Source organism: Gleimia sp. 6138-11-ORH1 (assembly GCF_024814355.1).
In the GTDB taxonomy this organism is placed as follows: Bacteria; Actinomycetota; Actinomycetes; order Actinomycetales; family Actinomycetaceae; genus Gleimia.
The window spans coordinates 25,670-48,572 of record NZ_JANUXV010000001.1; the positions used below are offsets into that span (position 1 = coordinate 25,670).

The 22,903-nt window shown below is 49.6% G+C and carries 18 protein-coding genes; 11 read left to right on the plus strand and 7 right to left on the minus strand.

From position 1 onward, the window contains the following. Positions 1 to 87 precede the first annotated feature (87 nt). Complete coding sequence (locus NXS08_RS00130; protein ID WP_259136013.1) at positions 88 to 2,151, plus strand: ATP-dependent DNA helicase UvrD2; 2,064 nt, start codon at positions 88 to 90, stop codon at positions 2,149 to 2,151. Positions 2,152 to 2,158: 7 nt separating this feature from the next. Here the strand turns inward: NXS08_RS00130 and NXS08_RS00135 are convergent, their stop codons facing one another. Both NXS08_RS00135 and NXS08_RS00140 read right to left on the minus strand, forming a co-directional pair. Continuing rightward, complete coding sequence (locus NXS08_RS00135) at positions 2,159 to 3,130, minus strand: hypothetical protein (protein ID WP_259136014.1); 972 nt, start codon at positions 3,128 to 3,130, stop codon at positions 2,159 to 2,161. A 130-nt stretch (positions 3,131 to 3,260) separates the two neighbouring features. Continuing rightward, on the minus strand, positions 3,261 to 4,745 hold the full coding sequence (locus NXS08_RS00140) for a zinc-dependent metalloprotease (RefSeq protein WP_259136015.1): 1,485 nt from the start codon (positions 4,743 to 4,745) through the stop codon (positions 3,261 to 3,263). Positions 4,746 to 4,917: 172 nt separating this feature from the next. Between NXS08_RS00140 and NXS08_RS00145 the strand changes: the two genes are divergently transcribed. After that, positions 4,918 to 6,417 (plus strand): PDZ domain-containing protein, encoded by a 1,500-nt coding sequence (locus NXS08_RS00145; RefSeq protein ID WP_259136016.1) that lies wholly within the window; start codon positions 4,918 to 4,920, stop codon positions 6,415 to 6,417. Between the two features lie 92 nt (positions 6,418 to 6,509). Here NXS08_RS00145 and NXS08_RS00150 read toward each other — a convergent pair whose 3' ends face one another. Further along, positions 6,510 to 7,124: a PPA1309 family protein gene (locus NXS08_RS00150; protein ID WP_259136017.1), complete on the minus strand. Its 615-nt coding sequence runs from the start codon at positions 7,122 to 7,124 to the stop codon at positions 6,510 to 6,512. 279 nt (positions 7,125 to 7,403) lie between these two features. Between NXS08_RS00150 and NXS08_RS00155 the strand changes: the two genes are divergently transcribed. From NXS08_RS00155 to NXS08_RS00165, 3 genes are all read left to right on the plus strand, one after another. Beyond that, complete coding sequence (locus tag NXS08_RS00155) at positions 7,404 to 10,391, plus strand: UPF0182 family protein (protein ID WP_396232237.1); 2,988 nt, start codon at positions 7,404 to 7,406, stop codon at positions 10,389 to 10,391. Between the two features lie 210 nt (positions 10,392 to 10,601). Then, on the plus strand, positions 10,602 to 11,066 hold the full coding sequence (locus NXS08_RS00160) for a TM2 domain-containing protein (RefSeq protein WP_259136024.1): 465 nt from the start codon (positions 10,602 to 10,604) through the stop codon (positions 11,064 to 11,066). Continuing rightward, entirely contained in the window at positions 11,063 to 11,833 is a 771-nt protein-coding gene (locus tag NXS08_RS00165) for a hypothetical protein (protein ID WP_259136026.1), read from the plus strand. The genes NXS08_RS00160 and NXS08_RS00165 overlap by 4 nt, the downstream gene beginning before the upstream one ends. Positions 11,834 to 11,864: 31 nt before the next feature. Here NXS08_RS00165 and NXS08_RS00170 read toward each other — a convergent pair whose 3' ends face one another. After that, positions 11,865 to 12,725, minus strand: coding sequence for an HAD family hydrolase (locus NXS08_RS00170; protein WP_259136028.1), 861 nt, complete (start codon positions 12,723 to 12,725; stop codon positions 11,865 to 11,867). 140 nt (positions 12,726 to 12,865) lie between these two features. On the opposite strand from NXS08_RS00170, the gene tsaD reads away from it, so the two are divergent. Next, positions 12,866 to 13,930, plus strand: coding sequence for a tRNA (adenosine(37)-N6)-threonylcarbamoyltransferase complex transferase subunit TsaD (gene tsaD / locus NXS08_RS00175; RefSeq protein WP_259136029.1), 1,065 nt, complete (start codon positions 12,866 to 12,868; stop codon positions 13,928 to 13,930). 20 nt (positions 13,931 to 13,950) lie between these two features. Here tsaD and NXS08_RS00180 read toward each other — a convergent pair whose 3' ends face one another. After that, positions 13,951 to 15,231, minus strand: coding sequence for a THUMP-like domain-containing protein (locus NXS08_RS00180; RefSeq protein WP_259136031.1), 1,281 nt, complete (start codon positions 15,229 to 15,231; stop codon positions 13,951 to 13,953). A 177-nt stretch (positions 15,232 to 15,408) separates the two neighbouring features. On the opposite strand from NXS08_RS00180, the gene groES reads away from it, so the two are divergent. Next, positions 15,409 to 15,705, plus strand: coding sequence for a co-chaperone GroES (gene groES, locus NXS08_RS00185; protein ID WP_259136033.1), 297 nt, complete (start codon positions 15,409 to 15,411; stop codon positions 15,703 to 15,705). 224 nt (positions 15,706 to 15,929) lie between these two features. On the opposite strand, the gene NXS08_RS00190 is transcribed toward groES, so the two are convergent. After that, a complete protein-coding gene (locus tag NXS08_RS00190; protein WP_259136035.1) occupies positions 15,930 to 16,232 on the minus strand; it encodes a WhiB family transcriptional regulator in 303 nt (100 codons plus the stop codon). Between the two features lie 238 nt (positions 16,233 to 16,470). Between NXS08_RS00190 and NXS08_RS00195 the strand changes: the two genes are divergently transcribed. The 3 genes from NXS08_RS00195 (at position 16,471) to guaB (ending at position 20,794) form a co-directional block, all read left to right on the plus strand. After that, complete coding sequence (locus NXS08_RS00195) at positions 16,471 to 17,388, plus strand: MerR family transcriptional regulator (protein WP_259136036.1); 918 nt, start codon at positions 16,471 to 16,473, stop codon at positions 17,386 to 17,388. Positions 17,389 to 17,654: 266 nt separating this feature from the next. Next, complete coding sequence (locus tag NXS08_RS00200) at positions 17,655 to 19,145, plus strand: AGE family epimerase/isomerase (RefSeq protein WP_259136037.1); 1,491 nt, start codon at positions 17,655 to 17,657, stop codon at positions 19,143 to 19,145. A gap of 134 nt (positions 19,146 to 19,279) precedes the next feature. Continuing rightward, complete coding sequence (gene guaB / locus NXS08_RS00205; protein WP_259136039.1) at positions 19,280 to 20,794, plus strand: IMP dehydrogenase; 1,515 nt, start codon at positions 19,280 to 19,282, stop codon at positions 20,792 to 20,794. Positions 20,795 to 21,098: 304 nt separating this feature from the next. On the opposite strand, the gene NXS08_RS00210 is transcribed toward guaB, so the two are convergent. Next, positions 21,099 to 22,034, minus strand: coding sequence for an endonuclease domain-containing protein (locus NXS08_RS00210; RefSeq protein WP_259136040.1), 936 nt, complete (start codon positions 22,032 to 22,034; stop codon positions 21,099 to 21,101). A 159-nt stretch (positions 22,035 to 22,193) separates the two neighbouring features. Between NXS08_RS00210 and NXS08_RS00215 the strand changes: the two genes are divergently transcribed. After that, entirely contained in the window at positions 22,194 to 22,892 is a 699-nt protein-coding gene (locus NXS08_RS00215) for an exonuclease domain-containing protein (protein WP_259136041.1), read from the plus strand. Positions 22,893 to 22,903 lie beyond the last annotated feature (11 nt).

A 22,903-nucleotide genomic window follows, 5' to 3' on the forward strand; every position in this document is an offset into this window, starting at 1 on the left:
ATAAACTATCGTGACGCGATTATGTCAGGGGAAGTCGTTAAACTTTATTTGAGACTTACGACTTTTAAAACCGGGGGGAGAGAATAAATGCCCAGTGGAGCGCACTTACTAGAGGCGTTAGATCCCGAACAGCGTGCGGTAGCTACCCAAGTTACCGGGCCGCTCGCGGTTTTAGCTGGGGCGGGTACGGGGAAAACTCGGGCGATTACCTACCGGTTAGCCTATGGGATTGCGCAGGGGGCGTTTTCGCAGAACTCAGTTTTGGCAGTGACTTTTACTGCGCGGGCTGCGGGGGAGATGCGTCATCGGTTAAGAGCCTTGGGGGTGCCCGCCATTCAGGCACGCACTTTTCACGCGGCAGCTTTGCGGCAACTTGGTTATTTTTGGCCCCAAGCCATTGGCGGAGATGTCCCGCAAATTGTGAAGCATAAAGCCAGTCTCTTAACCGCAGCCTGTGCGCATTTAGGTTTAGGAGTTGATAAGCAGCTCATTAGAGACTTGGCTGCGGAAGTAGAGTGGGCAAAAGTATCTATGCTTGACTCGGCTGATTACCTGCGGGTAGTTGGTGAACAAAATCGGCTTATTCCCGGGGATTTAGATGCCAGTACTGTGGCTGATTTACTGCGCGTATATGAGTCTTTAAAAACTGAAGCTGGCAAGATAGATTTCGAGGACGTGCTGCTTTTAATGGTTGGGATTATGCAGGAAAATGAGCCAATTGCTCGGCAGATCCGCAGTCAGTACCGGCACTTTGTTGTGGACGAATTTCAAGACGTTTCCCCCTTGCAGTATGAACTGTTAAATCAATGGTTGGGGGGAAGACACGATATTTGTGTAGTTGGCGACGTGGCACAAACTATCTACTCGTTTACTGGGGCTAGCCATAAGTATTTAGTTAATTTTGAAAAAGACCATCCGGGGGCAAGGCGGATTGAGCTTAACCGCAACTACCGTTCCACACCGCAGATTGTTTCTTTTGCTAACCAGGTGTTAGCTACCAGCGCTAACGGCAGGCTCGGAACTGAAATGCCTGTGGGGTCAGTGAAATTAGTTTCCCAAAAAGAAACGGGCCCGGCGGTAGCTTTTAATGTTTTTGAACACGATGAGGCTGAAGCTACCGCAGTTGCTTCGATTGTTAAAAATTTGCAAACGCAGGGAACTAAGTTAGAGGACGTGGCGGTATTATTCCGCACTAACGCGCAGTCAGAAGCCTTTGAAAATGCTTTCGCTGCCGCGGGAATTCCTTTTTTGGTGCGCGGCGGAGAAAGATTCTTTGCCCGCCCAGAAATTAAACAAGCGCTGTTAGAAATTCGCCGTGCAGCTGCCGTAGCTTCTCGAATAGAAGCTGGGGAAACTGGGGAACTGGTGGAAACTGTACAGAACTTAGTCACGCCTTTAGGGTGGTCAAAAGACATGCCAAAAACTGGGGGAGCGGTACGTGAACGCTGGGAAGGGTTAGATGCTTTAGTTAATCTGGCGTACCAAAAGCAGCAGCTTTCCCTTATTGAGTTTAACTCTGAACTCATGGAAAGAGTTGAAGCTCAGTTAGCCCCCGAAATAGCGGGAGTTACTTTATCTAGCCTCCACGCAGCTAAAGGTTTGGAATGGGAAAACGTTATTTTAGCCGGTGCCAGTGAAGGATTACTGCCAATTTCTTTAGCGGAAACACCAGCGGAGATTGAAGAAGAAAAACGGTTACTCTACGTGGGAGTCACCCGAGCGAAACAGCGTCTTTTCATCACCTACGCGAAAGCTCGGGGCGAAGGACGCGCCCAGAAACGTCGAGTATCCAGATTCCTCAGCGCAACTTGGCCGCGTGAAGACTTAACAGTTAGTGGCGTTGGAAAACCAAAAACTGGGGCAATCAGTCAGCGAGCTAAAAAGCAAGCGCTTTTAGATGAACTAAACCCGTTAGAAACAGAATTATTTAATGCGTTAAAAACGTGGCGCAAAAATGAAGCTGAAGAACGCTCAGTCCCTCCCTTCGTGATTTTTGGAGACGCTACCTTAGTTGAAATCGCAAAATCGCAACCGCGTAACCTCACGCATTTAAGAATCGTTAGAGGGGTAGGGGCAGTGAAATTAGAAGAGTTTGGTACGGCAGTTCTGCGGATTGTGAAAAAAACTGTAGCTGACGCCCAGAACCTTTAGGTAGTTTTTAACTAACTGACGGTAACGCCGGTAGGTGATTGTCACACTCAGGGTTAAAGGGCCACAGAGTCCGTTCTAATAAAAGATCCTCATCAAGGTAACGCACTTCACCTGGAAGTAAACTCTGCGCTTTGGAAAGGTGCTCACAAGCTAAAGCCACGTGGGCGGCGCCGGCAACCAGTAAAGGGGGAGCCAAAAACGGAAAACCTTTTTGCTGTGACGCAACCGAAGCAGCGAACTGCTGCGGAAAGTTCCGGCGGTAAAAAAGCTCTAAACATTTTAGACACGGAGCGCCGGCAGGTTTAACTAACGGGCCAATCTGCATTGAATCTTCCGTTAAAACAACGGGTAGAAACGGAACCCCCGCAGACTGCGCCGCTAACATGGCATTAAGATCCGGTAAATCAGCACAAATATGAAGAAGTAAATCGGGTACTTCAACGCTAGAAAGCCGGTTAGTAGTATAAACTGCCTGTAGTTTTTCTGGCAGCTCTGCCACCGGATAATCACCTTCATAGGTGAACTTAACTGAGTTAAGCGGAGCAACTAAAAGTAAATCAATCAGAGTGCTAATAAAAGGAAAGAGCCTTTCAGTTAAAGACTGGTAGGCAAAGTCCACGTCTGGGGAAGTTCTTATTTGCGCTGATAGATTTGGCACGGCGATTAGTATTTCTAAAGCCGAAGGGATCACCGGGTCAGTAACTGTTGTTTTAGCGTCATAAAAATCTGCTGAAAACTGGCAGAGAAAATCATGTTTTTGCAGGATCTGTAAGAGATTATGGGAAGCCTCAGCACCGACCCCCAGATTAACTGCTAAAGCCTGAAATACCTCTATTTGCAAAGGAGCTTGCAGTAATTTAAGCAGCTCTATCTCACCGTAACTTATATGCGGTAAGTGCAAGAATCTTCCGGCGTTTTCTAAACTCACCGCTGATTTACCAGTCACACTAATTTCTGTAAAAGGGCGAAGCTGTAACATTGCAAAACCTCACAGTAGAATCGGATATTTCTACTTTCGCAAGGAACGCACGGTTACAGCCACCCACCAACTTCACCTGTGGATAACTGGCGTTTAGTGGTTGAACCTAAAGCGGGGTTTCAGCGGGAACTTAGATTTGCCGATCGCCCTCGGAATCATCTTCGGGACTTAACCCCTCTGCCCAGCCTAACGTGCCATCTAAAAGGGAAGATAACTCGTCGTCAATGGAAGTCTCTACCGCAGCTTGTAACTGCCGGTTTTCCAAAAACTCAAGTGGCTTATCCAACTCAGCTGCCGTTGGCGCCACATCTGGGTGCCGCCAATAAGCATCGCGTTCAGCTTTCCCACCAGCGCCTAAAAGCTCCCAAAGTTCCGCTGCGTTACGGGCTTTAACTGGGCGCATACGCAGCCCGATCAACTGCGCTAAAACCTGCTCGGCTGGGGAACCATCGATTCGTCGGCGCCGCATAATCTCATGGAGCTGAGAAGCGTTTGGCAAATATGTGCGGGCAGCTTCAAAGGTAACTGTCTCTACCCAACCTTCAATCAAAGCCAGGAGCCACTCTAATTTGGCAAGCTGTTTTAGTTGCGCTTCCGACGGTTCCGGTTTGAAAAGACGCCCAGTTAAGGCAACTTGTAAGGCTTCTTCGTCCATCGCATTAACTTCACTCATCGCTTCACGAATCGCGTCAGTGTCAATCGAGATTGCGGCAGCATAAGCGCGGATAGCTGCTAAAAACTCAGCTTTTAGCCAGGGGACGGAAGCAAATAAACGAGCGTGCGCACACTCTCTTAAAGCTAAGAACTGGCGGACTTCATCCACTGGAATCTCAAACCCAGCGGCAAAAGCGTCTACGTTCGGTAAAACCAGAGCAGTGACTGGATCTTTACCGCTGGGGATCCCCACGTCAGTAGAGCCCAGGGAAGCAGTAGAAAGTTCCCCTAACGCCCGGCCAATGTGCATACTGAAAATCGCAGAACTTAACTGCGCCATTAAAGATTCGCTTTGGGAAAGAAGCGATTTGAGGCCGTCTACTCCCTGCATACCGGGAAGCTGTTTAAGCATTTCAAACTGCGGTTGGGAAGTTAAGTGTTCTAAATCTACTTCATCTAAAGACTCAAAATGTTTAGCTTGCTGCGCCATAGTTTCTTTAAAAGCGCGTTGCACATTTTCTGCAATAGGTTCAATAATGATTTTCCAGATTTCTAAAGTTTCATCAGCCCAGTCAGAGCGGCGCCAAACTTTTCGTTCGGAAGCAACCGGGGCAATTTCAGTTACTGCGTCTAACCACAAATCAGCAATTTGTAGATTCTGTCGAGCTTGGGCGGCTTGCGCAGCAGATAGTTGTGGGTCGCCATCTCCCCACGCTTTTTGCCGCACCAGCTGTTGTACCAGTTGCCAGTTAATGGATTGGTCAGAAGCATTCATAATGAAACTTGCTTGTTGCATCATCTGTTGGAAAGCCTGAGGAGATAAATTCTCTACTCCGCCGGGTACCACAGTATTGGGATCGATTCCCATTTCACGTAGGAATTGCGCCAGTTGTTTCGGATCGAAACTATTTGGGTCAAAAGGCATGCCCCCGAATGGGAACGGAGAATTAAAGTCACTCATAAAACCAAAATACTAGGTTTGGAACAGTTTTGCCGGATAAAAGTAAAGTTAGTAAAGAGATTACGCTGAATGTGAAATATGCAGGTTTTAGAAAGTCTAGGCAGGAAGTAGCTGATTAGGCAGGTTAAGCTAACAGTAGGATTTTCAATATTTGTGGGTAAGAAAGAGCATTATGAAAGACGAAGAATTGCCAACCTACGGCAGCGGGGAACAGCCTGGCCAGCACCCAACCCAGCCGGGCCAGTACCCAACTCAACCGGGCCAGTACCCAGCTCAACCGGGCCAGTACCCAGCTCAACCTGCGCAGTACCCAACTCAACCAGCGCAGGCTGGCGGACAGTATCCACCCCAGCCGGGCCAGTACCCAACCCAGCCGGGCCAATACCCAACTCAACCTGCGCAGTACCCAGGCTACCCAGCACAGGCTGGCGGACAGTATCCACCCCAGCCGGGCCAATACCCAACCCAGCCGGGCCAATACCCAACCCAGCCGGGCCAGCACCCAACTCAACCAGCGCAGCCTAACTATCAGCAAGTTCCTGGAGCATATTACTCACCGATCCAAACTCCCAGAGAGCAAAAACGCCCCTGGAAAAAATACGCAAAAGTATTAGTACCATTTGCCGCAGCTGCCGCTATCTTTGGAGTCGCTTTAATGCCACTTCCATACGTGGTTGCCTCACCTGGACCAACTGTAGACGTATTTCAAAAAGACGGAAACACACCGTTGGTGGAAGTACTCGATCCCGGAGCAGATAACAATCCGCAAGGAGAGTTGCGGATGGTAACTGTACGCCAATACGGAGATCCCGATAACTGGATTTCCGGTTGGCAATGGCTCCAAGCCAAACTAACTCCCGGATATGACCTGATTCCGATGGAGAAAATATTCCCTCCTAACGTCACTGCAGAAGAATTGGATAGACACAATAAACAGGCGATGGTGTCTTCCCAATCTACGGCTGCGGCAGCGGCTTTTAACTACCTGGATATGAAAATACCGGCAAAAGTAACGCTTTTAGGAGCAACCGAGGATTCGCCTTTAGCAAATAAAATAGAAGAAGGCGATATTCTGCAAGCCGTGACCATAAACGGCACTACTCACCAGATTGACACGGCGGATAGTATTTTCGCCCTCACCAGAGAAATTCCTGCGGGCACAGCAATTGAGCTGGAAGTTTTACGTGCCGGGAATATCGTAAAGATTCCTACTGAAACTTATCGTCCGGAACAATTAACTAAGTTTGATAGAGGCTCTCGGCTGGGAGTTTACTTAGATGTAGATTTCAAACTTCCAATCGATGTGAAGATCCACTTAGAGCGTATCGGCGGCCCTTCAGCGGGCATGATTTTCTCACTGGCGATTATCGATAAATTAACTGATGGTTCTCTGATCGGAGATAACGTAGTGGCCGGCACCGGTTCAATTTCCTACGATGGGGAAGTTCAACCCATCGGGGGGATTGTTCAGAAGATGCACGGAGCAAAAAGAGATGGCGCAAAATACTTCCTCGCTCCGATCCAAAACTGCGATGAAGTGGTAGGAAATGTACCTTCCGGTATAGAAGTTTACTCGGTGCAGACTTTAGATGACGCTGTAAGAGTTCTGCAGGGGATTAAAAATAAAGATACTGCCGGGTTAGAAACTTGTGAGCAAGTTATGAATCGCTAAGTTGGCAAATGAAAAGAACGCAAGTAGTTTCTGCTTGCGTTCTTTTCATTATTTTTCCGAGGGCGTTCACATCCGCCCTCGGGAATAAAATCCTATTCTTTACATGAGCAATCTGTGCAACCGTCAGCAGAGTCTGAATTATCCGCATTGTCTGAGCAGATGAGGAAAGTGGCTTGTAAGGCGTCCACCAATCCGGGCACCAGGTTTGAGCCTTCCCCAACCTGATCGTCAAAATCGTGGGAACGCGCGCGCACTGCACACCAGGCTTCACCGCTTCGCATCACAGCAGCAACTAAACGAACTTCATCCCGATCAGGGTGGTTCGCAAAGTACTCTAAGGCTTCTAAAGGATCTTCGGGCGCAGAGGCTTGGGCTTGAGGGGGAACCATCACTCTTTCAGTACAAACTGCTGCTCCGGCTACCGAATCAGGCCATGCTAGTTGAGCTAAAGTTTCTTCTAAATCCGCGCCGGGTAAGTCCTCTTGAATAATCGCTGTTAAAGCGGCGGGATTTCCATTCCAAGAAGACTCTAACTCCTGCCGCATTTCAGCGGGTAACTCTGGGATTGCCAGCAGATCTTTAGTGAAAACTAAAGCGTAAACAGTTGCCGGGCGATCCCACCCTAAAGCGGAGGCGCCGCGTTCAATTTCGTAAACAGCTTGGGTTAGCGCCAGTTCAATTTCAGTGGGAAAATGTGCTTCACTCATAGCAATATTGTGCTCCAAGTGCCCTTACACATTCCAGTCGGTACACTGGTTAAGAGTGTAATTGCCCAAAGAGGAGCGAAAGAAAGGTAACCCGTGTTTAACTTTCCCCCCCAAAATAATGATGAGAATAGTTCTGGCGACGCTAGAAATAGTGCCTCTCGCGGAGCAAATAATCGCGGGAATGGCGGCGGACGAGGCGGCTACAACAACTTCGGATCTGGCGGAAGTGGCAGAGCTGGCGGAAGTGGCGGTTCTGGAGCGAATAGTTGGGAAAGCTTCATGTCTGGCTTTGGCGGATTCTCCGGAGGTTCCGGTAACGGAGGTGGCTCTGGGAAGGGACGTTCTTCCGGTGGGCAAAGAGAACCCATTAACTTACGAGAACTCTTTACTCCGCTGCGGATTACCATATTCAGCCTGTTCCTCTTAGGCGGTATCTTTTTCCTTTTAAGCGATTTCATCACTGAAGTTCTGTGGTACAACCAGGTCGGTGCCCAGGAAGTATTTTGGACTCGTTGGATTCTGATAGTAGTACTTGTTCTTTTTGGAACTATTATTAACGGTTCAGTTGTTGCCTTAGTAATGCAGTTGGCTTACCGGGCGCGTCCCAGCGTAAATTCCGCTCAGTTTAATCCCCAAATGCGTGAGTATCAAAAGCAAATTGAGCCTTTGCGAAAAGTGATTTTTCTGGCGGTACCTCTTTTTATTGGGTTTACTACCGGAACTGCGTTGGCAAGTGACTGGTCTCAGCTTTTAGCGTGGTGGTATGCAACCCCATTTGGCAATGTGGACGCTCAGTGGGGGCTGGATATTTCTTTCTACGTCTTTACTGTGCCGGTGTTGGAACTTTTTGTTGCTCTGTTAATGCGAGTAATTGGTTTTAGCTTACTAGCTGCGATTGTAGTGAACTATCTTTACAGTGGGATTTCGCTTTTCCCCCGCTTTAGTGTTTCGGCGGCGGCTCGCCGACAGATTGGTATCTTAGCTGCTCTGCTTTCTTTGGTGGTGGCTGCCCGTTACTGGCTGGTACGTTATCAGCTTCTTTCCACCCAGGGGGAGCGCTTTGATGGGGCTCTTTACACGCAAATTAATGCGCAGATTCCCGCACAAACTATCCTAACCGCTATTTCCATTTTGGTGGCTCTTCTTTTCGTAGTAGCTGCTTTTAGAGGGTCTTGGCAGATTCCTGCTGCGGGGGTAGCTGTTACGGTTGTTTCGGCTTTAGTAGTTGGTTTAGCCTACCCAACATTAGTGCAAGAATTCCAAGTGAAGCCTAATGAAAGAGCTATGGAAAGTCCTTATATCCAAAGAAATATTGACGCTACTTTGGAGGCCTTTGGGATTGCCGATGTTGAAATGCAAACCTATTCGGCTAAGACAGAGACAACTCCGGGCCAGTTACGTGATGACGCTGCTTCTACCCAGCAGATTCGTTTGATTGACCCTGACGTTATTTCTCCCACTGTCCGGCAGTTAAAGCAGTCTCGTTCTTACTACACTTTCCCCAGCCAACTTTCCGTTGACCGCTATGAAATTAACGGAGTTAAACGCGACACGGTGATTGCTGTGCGCGAACTTAACTTAGAAGGTTTGGACGAAAACGAACGTAACTGGGTGAATGAACATACTATTTTCACTCACGGTTATGGGGTTGTTGCCGCTTACGGAAATAAAGTTGATTCTAAAGGTGAGCCGTCTTGGTGGGAAGAAGGGATTCCTTCTAAAGGCGATATTGGTGAGTACGAACAGCGCGTCTACTTCTCTCCTTCTTCTCCCGAATACTCCATTGTGGGTGCTCCCGAGGGCGCAAAACCATTAGAACTGGACTATCCGGACGAATCTGCAGACGGGCAGGTGCCAACAACCTTTACTGGTAACGGCGGGCCATACGTAGGTAGCTTTGTGAATAAGCTCTTATACGCGATTAAGTTCAAATCAACGAATATTTTCTTCGCGTCTCAGATTAACGAAAAGTCACAGATTTTATATGACAGGGACCCCTCTTTAAGAGTCCGTAAGGTAGCTCCCTACCTGGAGTTAGATCAGAACCCATATCCGGCGGTAGTGGATATGGACGGTGATCCTGCCACGCCGAAACGCCTAGTGTGGATTATTGACGCTTACACCACTACCAACAATTACCCGTATGCTCAAACTATGAACCTGTGGGTAGATACAGCCGACTCTAAAACTGGGCGGGAACGCGCCTATAGTTCCATTAACGACTTGAACTATATGCGTAACTCAGTCAAAGCAGTGGTAGATGCCTATGATGGTTCAGTGAAACTCTATCAGTGGGATAAGACGGATCCGATTATCAATACGTGGATGAAGATTTTCCCGCAGCAAGTTCTTCCGCTGGAAGAAATTTCTGGTGACCTGATGGCACATATGCGTTATCCGCAGGATCTTTTTAAGCTACAGCGGAACCTGTTAGCTGCCTACCACGTGAATAAAGCAGATAACTTCTATACCGGTGGTGACCGGTGGCGTCTATCTGAAGATCCCACCAGCAAGAAATCTTCTACGCAAGCACCAGTTCAACCTCCCTATTACTTAACGATGCAGATGCCCGGACAAGAAACTGCTGAATTCTCTTTGACTTCAGTATTTGTCCCCGGCGGTAAATCTGATCGTGAACCAATGGCAGGATTCTTGGCGGTAGATTCGGAAACCGGATCAGAACCAGGGAAGATCAGAGAAGGCTACGGGAAACTTCGCCTCTTAGCTCTCCCTTCTTCCACCACAGTTCCCGGCCCGGGGCAGGTACAGAACAACTTTAACGCCAACTCAGAAATTGGGCGGGAACTTAACCTCTTAGACCAACAGGGATCAGAGCTAATCTTAGGTAACTTATTAACTTTGCCTGTTGGTGGAGGGTTACTCTACGTGCAGCCGGTTTACTTACAAGGTACCGGCAGCACAAAGTATCCGGTTTTACGAAAAGTTCTTACCGCATTCGGAGATTCCGTAGGTTTTGCCGATACTTTGGAAGCATCTTTAGATCAGACCTTTAAAGGTAATTCAGCGGCGCAACTGGCTGAGGGGGAAGCTGGAAAAGAAACTGGAGGCACTGATAAACCGCAAACTGAAGGGGAAACTAAACCTTCAGAGTCTGTGCAAGTAAATAAACTACTCCAAGAAGCCCGGCAAGCCATGTTGGACTCTGAAAAAGCTCTGCAGTCAGGAGACTGGGGAACTTACGGGGAAAAGCAGAAGTTACTGAAACAAAAACTGGAGGAAGCTATTAAATTAGATTCCGGTAACTAAGTGAAACGACTTGCTGTGGGGCTGGGTGAGGAAGTCCTCACCCAGCCCCACAAACTATAAGTTACTTAAGTGACTTGAGTTATCTAATGGGGTTAGGGGAAGTAAGTCCCCTGATAATACCCTGAATCTACCCTGAAAAGCGGGTCCTAAACTGGGTTTTTATAGGGGAGTGTTTTAGACTTAATAAGTAGAATCAATGAAAGGTTTATCATGAATCAAGATCCATCCGCACCACAAATTCCAAATGGCGATCCAGGCAATCAGCCTAACACTGGGCCACAAAATCCAGGTGTACCACCACAGGCTCCTTTCCAACCACCAGTTTCTCCCTACGCGCAAGGAGCGCAGGCGGGTGCTTCCTACGCGCAGCCAGCAAATGGGGGAGTTCCTTACCCACCAGTACAGGGCGCAGGATACTACGCAAACGGGCATATTGAACAGCGTTCAGCAATCGTTGCAGGCATTTTGGGTATCTTGCTGGGAGTTTTCGGAGCTCACAACTTTTACATTGGCCGCACCTCAGTTGGGGTAGCGCAGTTACTGATCACAGTTCTTAGCTTCGGTATTCTCTCTTTTGTTTCCGCACTTTGGGGTCTGGTTGAAGGAATCTTATTCCTAGTCTCTGACGATCCAAAATGGCGGTATGACGCAAGAGGAATTCTTCTGAAACGATGAGTTTAAAGCGCAAGCTACTCAGTCTGAAAGTTTGGCGCCTCGGCGGTTGGGGGTTATCCGTTTTTATAGCGGTAGCAACAACTATCCAACTGCTTGGGGTGCTTCTTTCAGCTGTCCCCACCGGACTGCTGGTAACTAACACTAACCTGTTCATATCCGGTTTGGAACAATCTATCGAATTTCCAAGAACCGCGGGGAACCTTATAGTCCTAATCCTAACTGACCTGCTTTTGGGCTTACTTACTTTAATGGTCTGGTGGTTCACCTACCGCGCCTATGAGTCACTGCCGTATTTTGGGCAGACAATCACTGAGAAAAAACGGCGCCGCATGGTCACCCAATGGCATGAAGCAAGCATAGTGCTACTGTTGATCGGCTCAGTTGGAACCTTCGCGAATCTGATTCAACGCCTCTGGTTGTGGTATCAAGTAATCGCCCCGCACCTTAAGGAAGAATCGATTGAGTACCCACCAATTGGTGTTTTCGCAGTACTCTTTAACGACTGGGGACTACTATTTAGCGCTCCCACAGTGATGATTTTAAGTGGCCTGGCAATCTTCGTATTTTTTGAGAAGTTAGAATCGCCAGAATCTATCGTCAAATATGAAAGAGAAGTCTACGGCGCAGAAGAACCCCCACTAACTACCGGGATTATTGCGCTGCAAGCCCTGCCAGACAGTATGAAGCAAATGCCGAAAGATTTACGGGCACTTCCGTGGCGTTTATGGCAGCGCGCCGTTAATTTCTTCCAAAGCACTCGGCGTTAAAACACTCAGCTTCAAATAAAACATGTAGGGGCTAAATCAAACCGCAATGCGCAAAAGCCTGCGACAAACCGCCCTCGGAAATATCTAAAGTAACCCAGTCAGCAGCTTGCTTTGCTTCGGGCGTGCCATTGCCCATCGCCACCCCAAAACCAGCGACTTTCAGCATTTCTACGTCATTGGCAGAGTCACCCACCGCAATCGTATCGGCCAGCGGAAACCACAGGGAAGAAGCCACTTCCTGCACGGCAGAACCCTTGGTAATCCCCGCTAAAGTAACCTCAACTGCCAGCGTTTTGGAGTTAATGGAAGACGGTAGCACACAAAAACGCGAACCAACCGCTTTGCGGAAATCTTCTAAACTAACCCCCGTCCAAGATGGAAGCATAGCCACCAACTTTGAAGCTACCGGAGGAGTTTCAATCCGCACGTGCGGAGTCACCTGATCCACATACGCCTGCCACGGAGTAGGCGGATCGCCAGGTTTCGCGGGGCGGAATGCGCGCATAAATGACTCGGTAGTGAAAATTTCATTCGGAGTAGACCACCAGGGAAGCCCCCCAATTTCGGACAGATAGTTTTCCAAAAACGCTACTTCAGCAGCTTCAATCCGATGATCAAAAATCATGTTCTCAGGAGCTTCGCCCACTGTTTTACCACCCAAACGGTCAGCGTCAGTGAGCATCTGGGCGTAAGAACCATTCGCCCCCACAATGCCTTGGAACCCGTACTCTAAAAGCCACGGGTAGATTTCACAGTTCGCCCGCCCAGAAGCAATCCACAGGCGGTGTCCGTTTTTCACGGCAGCACGCAACGCATCTTCCGCGTCTGCAGGCACCTGCTGGTGGTGCGTTAATAATGTGCCATCTAAATCCAAGAAAACTAAGCGTCCCATAACTTTAACTTTGCCACCCTTTCTGCGCTTCTGCCAGTTTTTCTATGAAAATCGGGCAAATGTAGCCGGTTATTGCAGCGAATTTGTGGAATTGGACGATGAGATGGAACTTCCCGCTTCAGCAGATTAAAATAAGGCTCGTGACTAACAGCGAAACTAAAACAAAAGACCCACTCATTTTAGGGATTGAATCTACCTGTGATGAAACCGGGGTAGCTTTGGTGCGCGGCGGCACTCTTTTAGCTGACCGCACCGCCACTTCCATGGACCAGTACGCGCGGTACGGAGGGATTATCCCTGAGATTGCTTCCCGCGCACACCTGGAGTCATTCCTCCCCACCTTGGATGCGGCTTTAGAAGAAGCTGGAGTAACTTTAGATGAAGTTGAAGCAATCGCTGTTTCAGCTGGCCCAGGATTAGTGGGTTCTTTAACTGTTGGTATTTGCGCGGCAAAAGCCCTGGCAATTTCGCTGGGAGTGCCTATCTACGGGGTAAATCACGTCCTCGGACACCTGGCAGTTGATGAACTGGTGGACGGGCCGTTACCAGAAAGATTCATTGGGCTAGTAGTTTCTGGCGGGCATTCTAACTTGCTGTTAGTGAATGATTTAGCAACTGACGTAGTGGAACTGGGGGGAACTTTAGACGACGCTGCTGGGGAAGCTTTCGACAAGGTAGGGCGCTTACTGGACTTACCTTATCCGGGAGGCCCTCACGTAGACCGCCTTTCCCAAGCTGGAAATCCTGAAGCAATCCGATTCCCCAGGGGTCTTTCCGCTGGGAAAGATAAAGAACGCTACAAGTATGATTTCTCTTTCTCAGGTTTAAAAACCGCGGTTTCTCGCTACGTGCAGGGCGTTCAGTCACGCGGAGAAGAATTACACCCAGCAGATATTTGCGCCGGTTTTTCCGAAGCCATCAATGATTCTTTAACGGCAAAAGCAGTGCAGGCTTGTTTAGATCACGGGATTGACACGATTATCGTGGGCGGAGGTTTCTCTGCAAACAGCCGGATTCGGAGCCTATTGAAAGAACGCGCTGAAAAACATGGGATTACCGTGCGGATCCCGCCCCTGCGTTTTTGTACTGATAATGGTGCGCAGATCGCAGCTATGGGTTCTACTTTGGCGCGCGCTGGGGTGGCCCCATCTGACTTGGAATTTTCTCCAGATTCGGGAATGAGCTTGCAGCAGATGAGCATGTAGCAGCGGAATGTTCCGCCGGACTACTTTATCCGCCGCGTAATCACCGCCAGGTGGCTTCCCTTAAATCGAGTTCCCACTACGGTAAGCGGATTGTCTGCACTGGTTTTCTTTAGTTTCAAGGACTTTAAGAGTTCCTTTTGCCAGTTGGCAGGATCAATTTCGGCTCCCCGTTTTTTAACTTCCACATTCGTAGCTGCAAGTTTTTTCAGTTCTGCTGCCACGGCTTTGGGTTTTAGTTTTGTACTTCCCAGTACCTCGTAAACGGTAACAGCCGGAGCCCATTTTGCAGGCGGGGGAGCATCAGCCAGCAGGTAGGCGATTTGTTTAGAGATTACTTCCGCCCCAGTTTCTTCAGCTAGCAGGTGTAGTAACCCGCCGCGGATAATCGCCGAGTCGGCTTCCCACAGGTAGGGTTTTAGTTCACTGGTTTCACTAACTTCTGGAGCGGCAAGTCCGGGGTTTCCTGGGCAGAAATAGTCGTATTGGTTTTCGCCTTGGAAAATGGTGGCGCGCCTTCCGGGGCCTGGTTCTTCCTCATTAGCAGTTGGCAGCGTGCAGGCTGGTGACCAGAGGGAGGCTTCTAAGAGGTTTCCGGCGACGCTTATCCACTGTGCTTCCATATCTGCGGGCAGGTAGTGGTGTTCTATCCCGGGGGCGAGTTTTACTCCTAGCCGTTCGGTATCGCAGTGTTTTTGGAGTTCTTCTCTCCAGGAAAACACCTGGGGGAGGGAGGGTGACCAGTTTTCTGGCGAGGCTACCCGCTGGTTTCCTTTGCCTGCTCCGGTGCGTCGTGCGGGGTCAGCGAAAATAGCGTCAATTCCTTGGGCGGTGAGTTCAGGGATATTTAGTTGCGTTACGTCACCTTGATAGACTGTGCAGTTTGGGTAGTTAAGTAAGTTAAGCGACGCAGCGGCATGTGAGATTTCGTCGATTTCCCAAGCGCTTACTGTCATTTTGGCAGCGGCAAAAGCGCGTGCATCTACTCCGTTACCGCAACCCAGGTCGGCAATGTGCGTGGCGTTTGCGTTAAGAAAACGTGTGGCGTGAAGTTGCGCAATCTGCTGGCGAGTAGCTTGTTCCATTCCGTCGCGTGTGAAGAACATTTTCAGCGCTTGTGATCCCAGTTTATTGACGGCTTGGTGGCGTAGTTGCACTTGAGTGAGTAGGGAGGCGCGCACATTCTGGTCAAGTTGGTATTTTTGGATTCGTTGGCTAGCTTTTTCAATCCCGAGGGCGGTGAGTTCAGCACATAATTCTCGCATTTGCGGATCAGTGAAAATACTCAGCGGGTTGAAATTCATGAAACCTATTCTTCCGGAAGTGAGGTAAGTAAAGTGCTTACTTTAGTTTACTGGATTATAGATTTCCCTATAGTTTCTATCGGATAGGTTTGGCACTTGGGTTGCAAGAGTGCTAAACGGGTCTTACCCTAGAGAATGTAGATTAACTATCCCTCCCTTAGAAAAAGGAAGTTTCTTATGGCAATCGCAATTAAGCCTCTGGCAGATCGTATTGTAGTTAAGCAGCTGGAAGCTGAACAGACCACCGCATCCGGTTTGGTGATTCCTGGCGCAGCAAAGGAAAAACCACAAGAAGGTGAAGTTGTTGCAGTTGGCCCAGGACGTGTAGATGACAATGGCAACCGGATTGCTGTTGATGTACAGGTAGGCGACACCGTGATTTTCTCTAAGTTCGGAGGAACTGAAGTTAAGTACCTGGGTGAAGAATACCTGATCCTGGAACTGCGTGACGTTTTAGCAGTTTTGGAACGCTGAATTTATAGGTAACTTTAAGCCTAGAGGTAACGCTGAGTTTATAAATGTAGATTAGTTTATAAATAACGCTGGGTTTACTAATGGTGGTGGTTCCGATGTTAAACATCGGAACCACCACCATTTAGTTTTGAATATTCTGTTTTTACAGGTAATAAATCTTAAGTTAAGTTACGGTTCGCGCTTTGCGCTGGGTTTAATCCTGTCCACGCTTCGCGTTGGATTATTTACGCTGTTCGCGCTTTGCGCTGGGCCACTAAATATTCGCGGCGTTCTTCTTCGCTCATTCCGCCCCAGATGCCGTAAGGCTCTTGAATAGAAAGCGCGTATTCACGGCACTGTTCTATCACTGGGCAGGTAGCGCAAATTGCTTTAGCGTTTTCAGCACGGCGACGACGAGTGGAACCGCGTTCACCTTCAGGGTGGAAAAACAATTCAGTGTCCATGTCGCGGCAAGCGCCGGCTTCTTGCCAGTTACGCGGATCGATTGAATTCGATACTGCGATAGGCAGTTTAGTTAGATTAGACATATGTTTCTCCTTTCTTATGTAAAGCTCTAACTCTTACCTGAGTAGGAGTGAAAGCTCACTTAATCAATAATATCAAGTTGTTCAATAGTTATTCAAGGATGTTTCAGTGTGTGCTCAATAACTAACTTTTGGTTAAGCGAATTTTGCTTTCGAATAGCGCAAAACCTATTTTCAGGTAACAATATAGTTGTAGTTTATAAATCTTAAAGTTTGCTGAGAGAAAGTTAAGGACAGACTTATGCCTCGCCCAGACCTCACCACAAACCTCTCTCCAGCACCCCTAACTCTCACCGCAGTCTCCCAAAAACTAGGTGTCTCAGCCTCCACCCTGCGCACCTGGGAGCGCCGCTACGGCCTCGGCCCAGAAAGAGAAATAGGCGCCCACCGACGCTACTCAGTATCCGAATTTGAACTTATCCAGACAGTAGTGGAATTAGTCCGCTCAGGAATCTCCCCGGCAGATGCCTGCCAAAGCGTTCGCAACGCCGCAGAACTCTACAAAGCCACCCACCAAACCGTCGGCCTGGAATGTCTAATCCGGCATACCGAGGACGGAAACTACACGGCACTTCACGCAGACCTAGACATTCTTATCACCAGAGACGGAATCCTCCGCACCTGGACAGACTTCATACAACCCGCCCTCGTGAAATTCCAAACTGACCCAGACGGAGAAACCCCAGGAATCTCACCGCGCGCCCTGCTGGCACAAGTAACCCTGCAAGTCGTCCGCGAAATAGCTGAAAGAGCCGAAAATAAGCGCGCGATAGAAGCCAAACTATCAGGACAAGCCGTAGTCGTCGTAAGTGACGAACCGCGCTCGCTCTTAGCCCACATAATCGGAGTTTCCCTCACCTGGGAAGGGATAAACGCGCGCCTCCTGCCCGCCCTGCTTCCCGTCACACAACTGCATCCAGACGTGCCAAATATGGTCGAACGAACCCGGAAACTTGCAAATAAGATCAAAGCTCAAATAGCCGTTATCGTGGGATCTTCAATCCACAACGCAGAATACCTAAAAGAACTAGAAAACACCGAGTTGCAACTAGTTCTGGTTGGCCCCACCAAAGTAAGCTACCTCCCCGCAAACGCCACCCAAATGCGCTCAGCCGGAGCCTGCGTAGACGAAATAATCGCCCACTTCCGCGGATACTAAAGTAAGCAAAACACTCGTCACAAATCAGACGTGAATTGCGTCAGGCAGAGGTAAGCTACCCAAACCCTGGGAAACTATTTAAGCCGCAGGTAAGCTACCTAAACTTGGGGAAACTATTTAAGCCGCAGGTAACCTACCCAAACTTGGGAAAATCTACCCGGCGAAAGAAGAAAACAACACCAGTTACCCCCCAACACACATAGTTACCACTTATACTGGATAAGGCTGAAACTGCTAAGCAAAAACAATCTCAAAGAGGAGAGACAATGGGCATCATCAACGCCTTAGCAAAAAACTTCACACCCCAAGCCAGAAGCGAACAATGGGACAACCTACTGGAATTCGCCAAAAACGCAAAAGTAGAAACCGGATTCGGCTACCTACTTGATGACGCCACCGTCTCAACAGAAAAACCAGTCGAGCTTTGGATCACCTGCCGCATGGTACACGTCTTTTCCCTCGCCGCCCTAAAAGAAAAGAAACAACCCACCCCAGACGAAACCAAAATCACCACCTGGGAAAACCTCGCCACCCACGGAATCTACTGCCTCAACAACTACTTCCACGACCACGAACACGGCGGCTGGTACTCGGCAATTTCCCCACAAACCAACAAAGAAAAAACCTCAGCAAAAACAGACAAAACAGCCCAAACAATTACCGTCGTAGATGAAACTAAAGCAGCCTACGCACACGCATTTGTAGTTTTAGCAGCGTCCTCGGCAACCATCGCCGGAATCGCCGGAGCAAGCCAACTGCTCGACCACGCCCTCGAAACCCAAGAAACCCGCTGGTGGGACGAAAAACACCAAAAAGTAAAAGAATCCTACAACCGCGATTTCAGCAAAACAGAAGCCTACCGCGGAGTAAACGCAAATATGCACACCGTGGAATGCTACCTGGCCGCCTTTGACGCAACCGCAGAACGTAAATGGTTAAACCGCGCCCTGCAAATCCTCAAATGGGTACTAGATGAAGAAGCCCGCGCAAACAACTGGCGGATAACCGAACACTACGACGAAAACTGGCAAGCCCTGCCAGAATACAACATCGACCGCCCCACCGACCCGTTCCGCCCCTACGGCCACACCCCAGGACACGGCTTAGAATGGGGGCGCCTGGCCCTACACGCCGGAGCCGAACTGGAACGCCTAAACGAACCAGCTCCAAAATGGATCCTCGAATGCGCCGACCAAGTGATCGAACGCGCAATCACCGACGGATGGCACGCAGACGGCGAACCCGGATTTGTCTACACCACCAGCGAAACCGGAGAACCAGTCGCCAAAGAAAGAATGCACTGGGTGCTTTGTGAAGCAATCGGCGCAGCCACCACCTTGGCAGAAGCTATTGTAGAAAAACAGGCTCGTGAGCTAGCTGGCGTCGAAAGAGAAAAGGGAGAACTCGAGGGCGTGATGGGGGGTTCAGATCTGGACTTGGGCGCTTCCAATCTTGAGTCGGACGTTTCAGATCTGGACTCGGGCGCTTCCAATCTGCCAATGGAAAAGACCCGGGCGCGCAGTAGCCTCTCACAGGCGCGGATTAACCTCTTAGTAGAAAGAATCGACAACTGGTGGGCGTACGCAGAGAAATACCTGATTGCCACCCCCGGGCAGTGGCGCCATGAACTGGACGCAAAAAACCAGCCGAGCGCCGTCACCTGGGGAGGAAAACCAGACGCCTACCACGTGGCGCAAATGCTACTACTACCAGACCTAAAACTGGCACCCACATTCGCGTTAGGAATCCTCTCCTAAAACCGAAATCCAGTGTATTAGATGCTGAACCAGTTGGAAAGTGCCACTAGACTTCTCTTGTGACCCTAGTTGCATGACGTATTAGATGCTGAACCAGTTGGAAAGTGCCCTTAAAAATGGGGTATTATCCAAAAATGACGGAGTTGAAATCTGACGCTTTTGCGCTAACTGGCTTAACCTATGACGATGTTCTCTTACTTCCCGAACTAACTGATGTAGTTCCCTCAGAAGTAAATACCACCACTCGACTGACTCGAAATATCAACCTACGGGTCCCGCTAATCTCAGCAGCGATGGATACCGTAACTGAAGCTCGCATGGCAATCGCCATGGCCCGCCAAGGTGGGATTGGTATTTTGCACCGCAATCTTTCGATTGAAGATCAGGCCGAACAAGTGCGTTTAGTGAAACGTTCAGAATCCGGCATGGTAAATGATCCTGTTACCATTCACGCTGAAGCCACAATCGAGGAGCTAGATCTACTCTGCGGACGCTACCGCGTATCCGGGCTTCCCGTAGTAGATGAAGACGAAAAACTCCTGGGAATTATCACTAACCGTGATCTGCGTTTTGTACCTGCAAACGAGTGGAATAAACGTCGAGTTGCAGACTGCATGACTCCCATGCCACTGATCACTGGACAAGTTGGGATCTCCCGCGAAGAAGCAAAAGCTCTGCTGGCAGAACACCGGATTGAAAAACTCCCTATCGTTGATGAAAACGGGCGCTTAGCAGGTCTAATCACTGTTAAAGATTTTGTGAAAACTGAGCAGTACCCGAACGCTTCCAAAGATAAAGAAGGCCGCCTGATTGTAGGCGCTGCAATCGGCTACTGGGGAGACTCCTGGGAACGAGCAGTTGCCCTGGCAGAAGCTGGCGTTGATGTGCTGGTAGTAGATACCGCAAACGGCGGCGCAAAACTGGCGTTGGAAATGATTTCAAAAATTAAAGCCGACCCGCAGTTCGCTGGCATTGACATTATCGGTGGCAACGTAGCAACTACCGAGGGCGCCCAAGCACTAATCGACGCAGGTGTGGACGCAGTTAAAGTAGGCGTAGGCCCCGGCTCGATTTGCACCACCCGCGTAGTAGCTGGCGTAGGCGTACCTCAACTAACTGCGATACATTTGGCAGCTCAAGCGTGTACCCCGGCAGGAGTGCCTCTGATTGCTGACGGTGGTTTGCAGTACTCAGGTGATATTGCCAAAGCTCTGGTTGCCGGAGCTGACACCGTTATGGTCGGTTCAATGCTGGCTGGCTGTGAAGAATCCCCGGGCGAGCTGGTATTTACTAACGGTAAACAATTCAAACGCTACCGCGGAATGGGATCCTTAGGTGCCATGTCCTCCCGTGGCCGGAAGTCTTATTCAAAAGACCGTTACTTCCAAGCAGATGTTTCTTCGGACGATAAGATTGTGCCCGAAGGTATTGAAGGGCAAGTACCTTATTCGGGTTCTTTAGCTTCAGTTATCTACCAGCTGGTAGGCGGTTTACATCAATCAATGTTCTACCTGGGGGCTCCAACTATTGCGCAGTTAAAGCAAAACGGACGTTTTGTGCGGATTACTCCGGCTGGCTTGCGTGAGTCGCACCCTCATGACGTAGCAATGACGGTAGAAGCACCGAACTATCACTCATCTAAGAACTGATTTTAGGTTTAGGGTACTTTCGGGCGGTTTACGAGTCAGACAGGGCATTTAGACTCGTAAACCGCCCTTAAATTTTCTGTTTTTGGAGGAAATACGAGTCTGCCGGGGTGCGCTGACTCGTAAATCGCCCCAGGCGCACCCCAGCGCCCACACCTAGACCAGCGCACCCAGGTACCCGCACCTAAACCGGCGCACCCCAGCGCCCACACCTAAACCGGCGCACCCCAGCACCCACACCTAGACCAGCGCACCCCAGGCGCACCCCAGCCTCTACCCAAAACCCGCACCCAACTCCCTCCAACTCTTACAGTGTCGCCGGGCGCTTTCGAAATGGGAGGTGTAACTTCCCTGCTAAAATCGCCAGTGCTTCGGGTGAGGTGAGTTCGCGCCAGTGCATTCGTACTACGCGGTAACCGGCGGTATTTAAGTTAATTTCGCGTTCTTTTTCTGCTTGGTATGCGCTGGCGTCGGCGTATTTCATTGCGCCGTCTGCTTCGCATATTGTGTGTAGGGCGGGAATGTAAATGTCTCCGTAGTAGAATCCGCCGCGTGGGTTGGGGACTTGGTGCTGGCTTTGGAGGGATTCTTGGCGTAACTGTAGGAGCATGATTCGCAGGGCGCTTTCTGCGGGGGATTCTGAGTAGGGATCTAAAAGGGGGATTCGTCGGCGGACTCTTTTGGTGAACTTGCCAAGGTTTTCTGGGGTGGCAAGGCGCAGTAGTGCTTGTTTGGCTTGGTGTATTTCTGCGTGCCGGTATTTGATCATTTTGCGGTCTGTGTTTGTTATTTGTCTGAGGATGGCGTCGGCGCTTACGAATGCGGTTATGGGGTTGGGGAGTCGGAGTATTTCTAGGATTAGGTATTCGGGGGAGAGGGTGGGGATGTCGCTGATTTGGGTGTAGGCTTCGGGTGGGTAGGTGCGGCGGACTCGTTTTATTTGGTATTTGGTGGTGGCTATTTTTGAGGTGTGGAATTTTGCGGGGGCTGTGCTGATTAGTTCTATGGTGTGGGTGGTGTGCCATAGGGGGATGTTTCTGATTTGTGCGGCGGTGAGTCCGCTGGCGTATTGGGCGTGGTGGCTTTTGTGGTTGCTGTCGCGGACTAGGGTGATGATTTGGGCGCGTTGTATTTCCCAGTGGGGTGTTTCGGGGGTGTGGATGAGGGTGGTGGTTCGGTTTAGTTGGGTTTGGGTGAGGGGGTGGCGGGTTGGGGTGATTTGGTTGATTGGTATGTTTTGCATGGGTTGAGTGTGGCATGGGTTGGGGTGTGGGTGGGTTGGGGGGTAGTTTTTTCTGTGGATATTTTTTGGTGGGGTGTGGTTGTGTACACGGGGTTGGGCAGAGGGGATTATGTCGGTGGTGCGCGTTAAGCTGGTAGTAAGGATTGGAAAGGAGTTCTGATGAGTTGGCTTGATGGGGTTTTGTTGGGCTTTGATGTGGAGTCTACGGGGGTGGATCCGTTGTGTGATCGGATTGTGACGGCTTCTTGGGAGTTGCGGCGTGGGGAGGAGGTTTTGTTGCAGGAGACGCTTTTGTTTGATCCTGGGGTGGAGATTCCGCAGGTGGCGATTGATGTGCATGGGATTACGAATGAGCGGGCGCGGGCTGAGGGGTTGCAGCCGGTGGTTGGTTTGGAGTTGTTGGCGGGGAAGTTGGTTTCTTTTCTTTCCGAGGGCGTTCCGCTGGTGGGTTTTAATGTGCAGTTTGATGTAACTATGTTGGAGGCTGAGTTGAGGCGTTATAGTCTTCCGACTGTGGCGGAGCGTTTAGGGGGTAGGTTTGCTCCGGTGATTGATCCGTTGATTCTTGATCGTGAGTTTGATCGTTGGCGTAGGGGGAAGCGTAAGTTGGTTGATTTGTTGGGGGTTTATGGGTTGGATGTTAATCCTTTGGATTTGCATCAGTCGGATGTGGATGTTTCGGCGACTTTGAGTTTGTTGCAGGCGATGGGGCGGAGGTTTCCGCAGCTTGGTGCGATGGGGTTGTTGGAGTTACATGATTTTCAGAGGGCTGCGTATCGGCGGTGGGCGGTTGATTTTTCTAACTGGTTGCAGTCGAAAGGGAGAGAGCCTTTGGCTTCGGTTGATTGGTTAGATTAATTGGGTTTGTA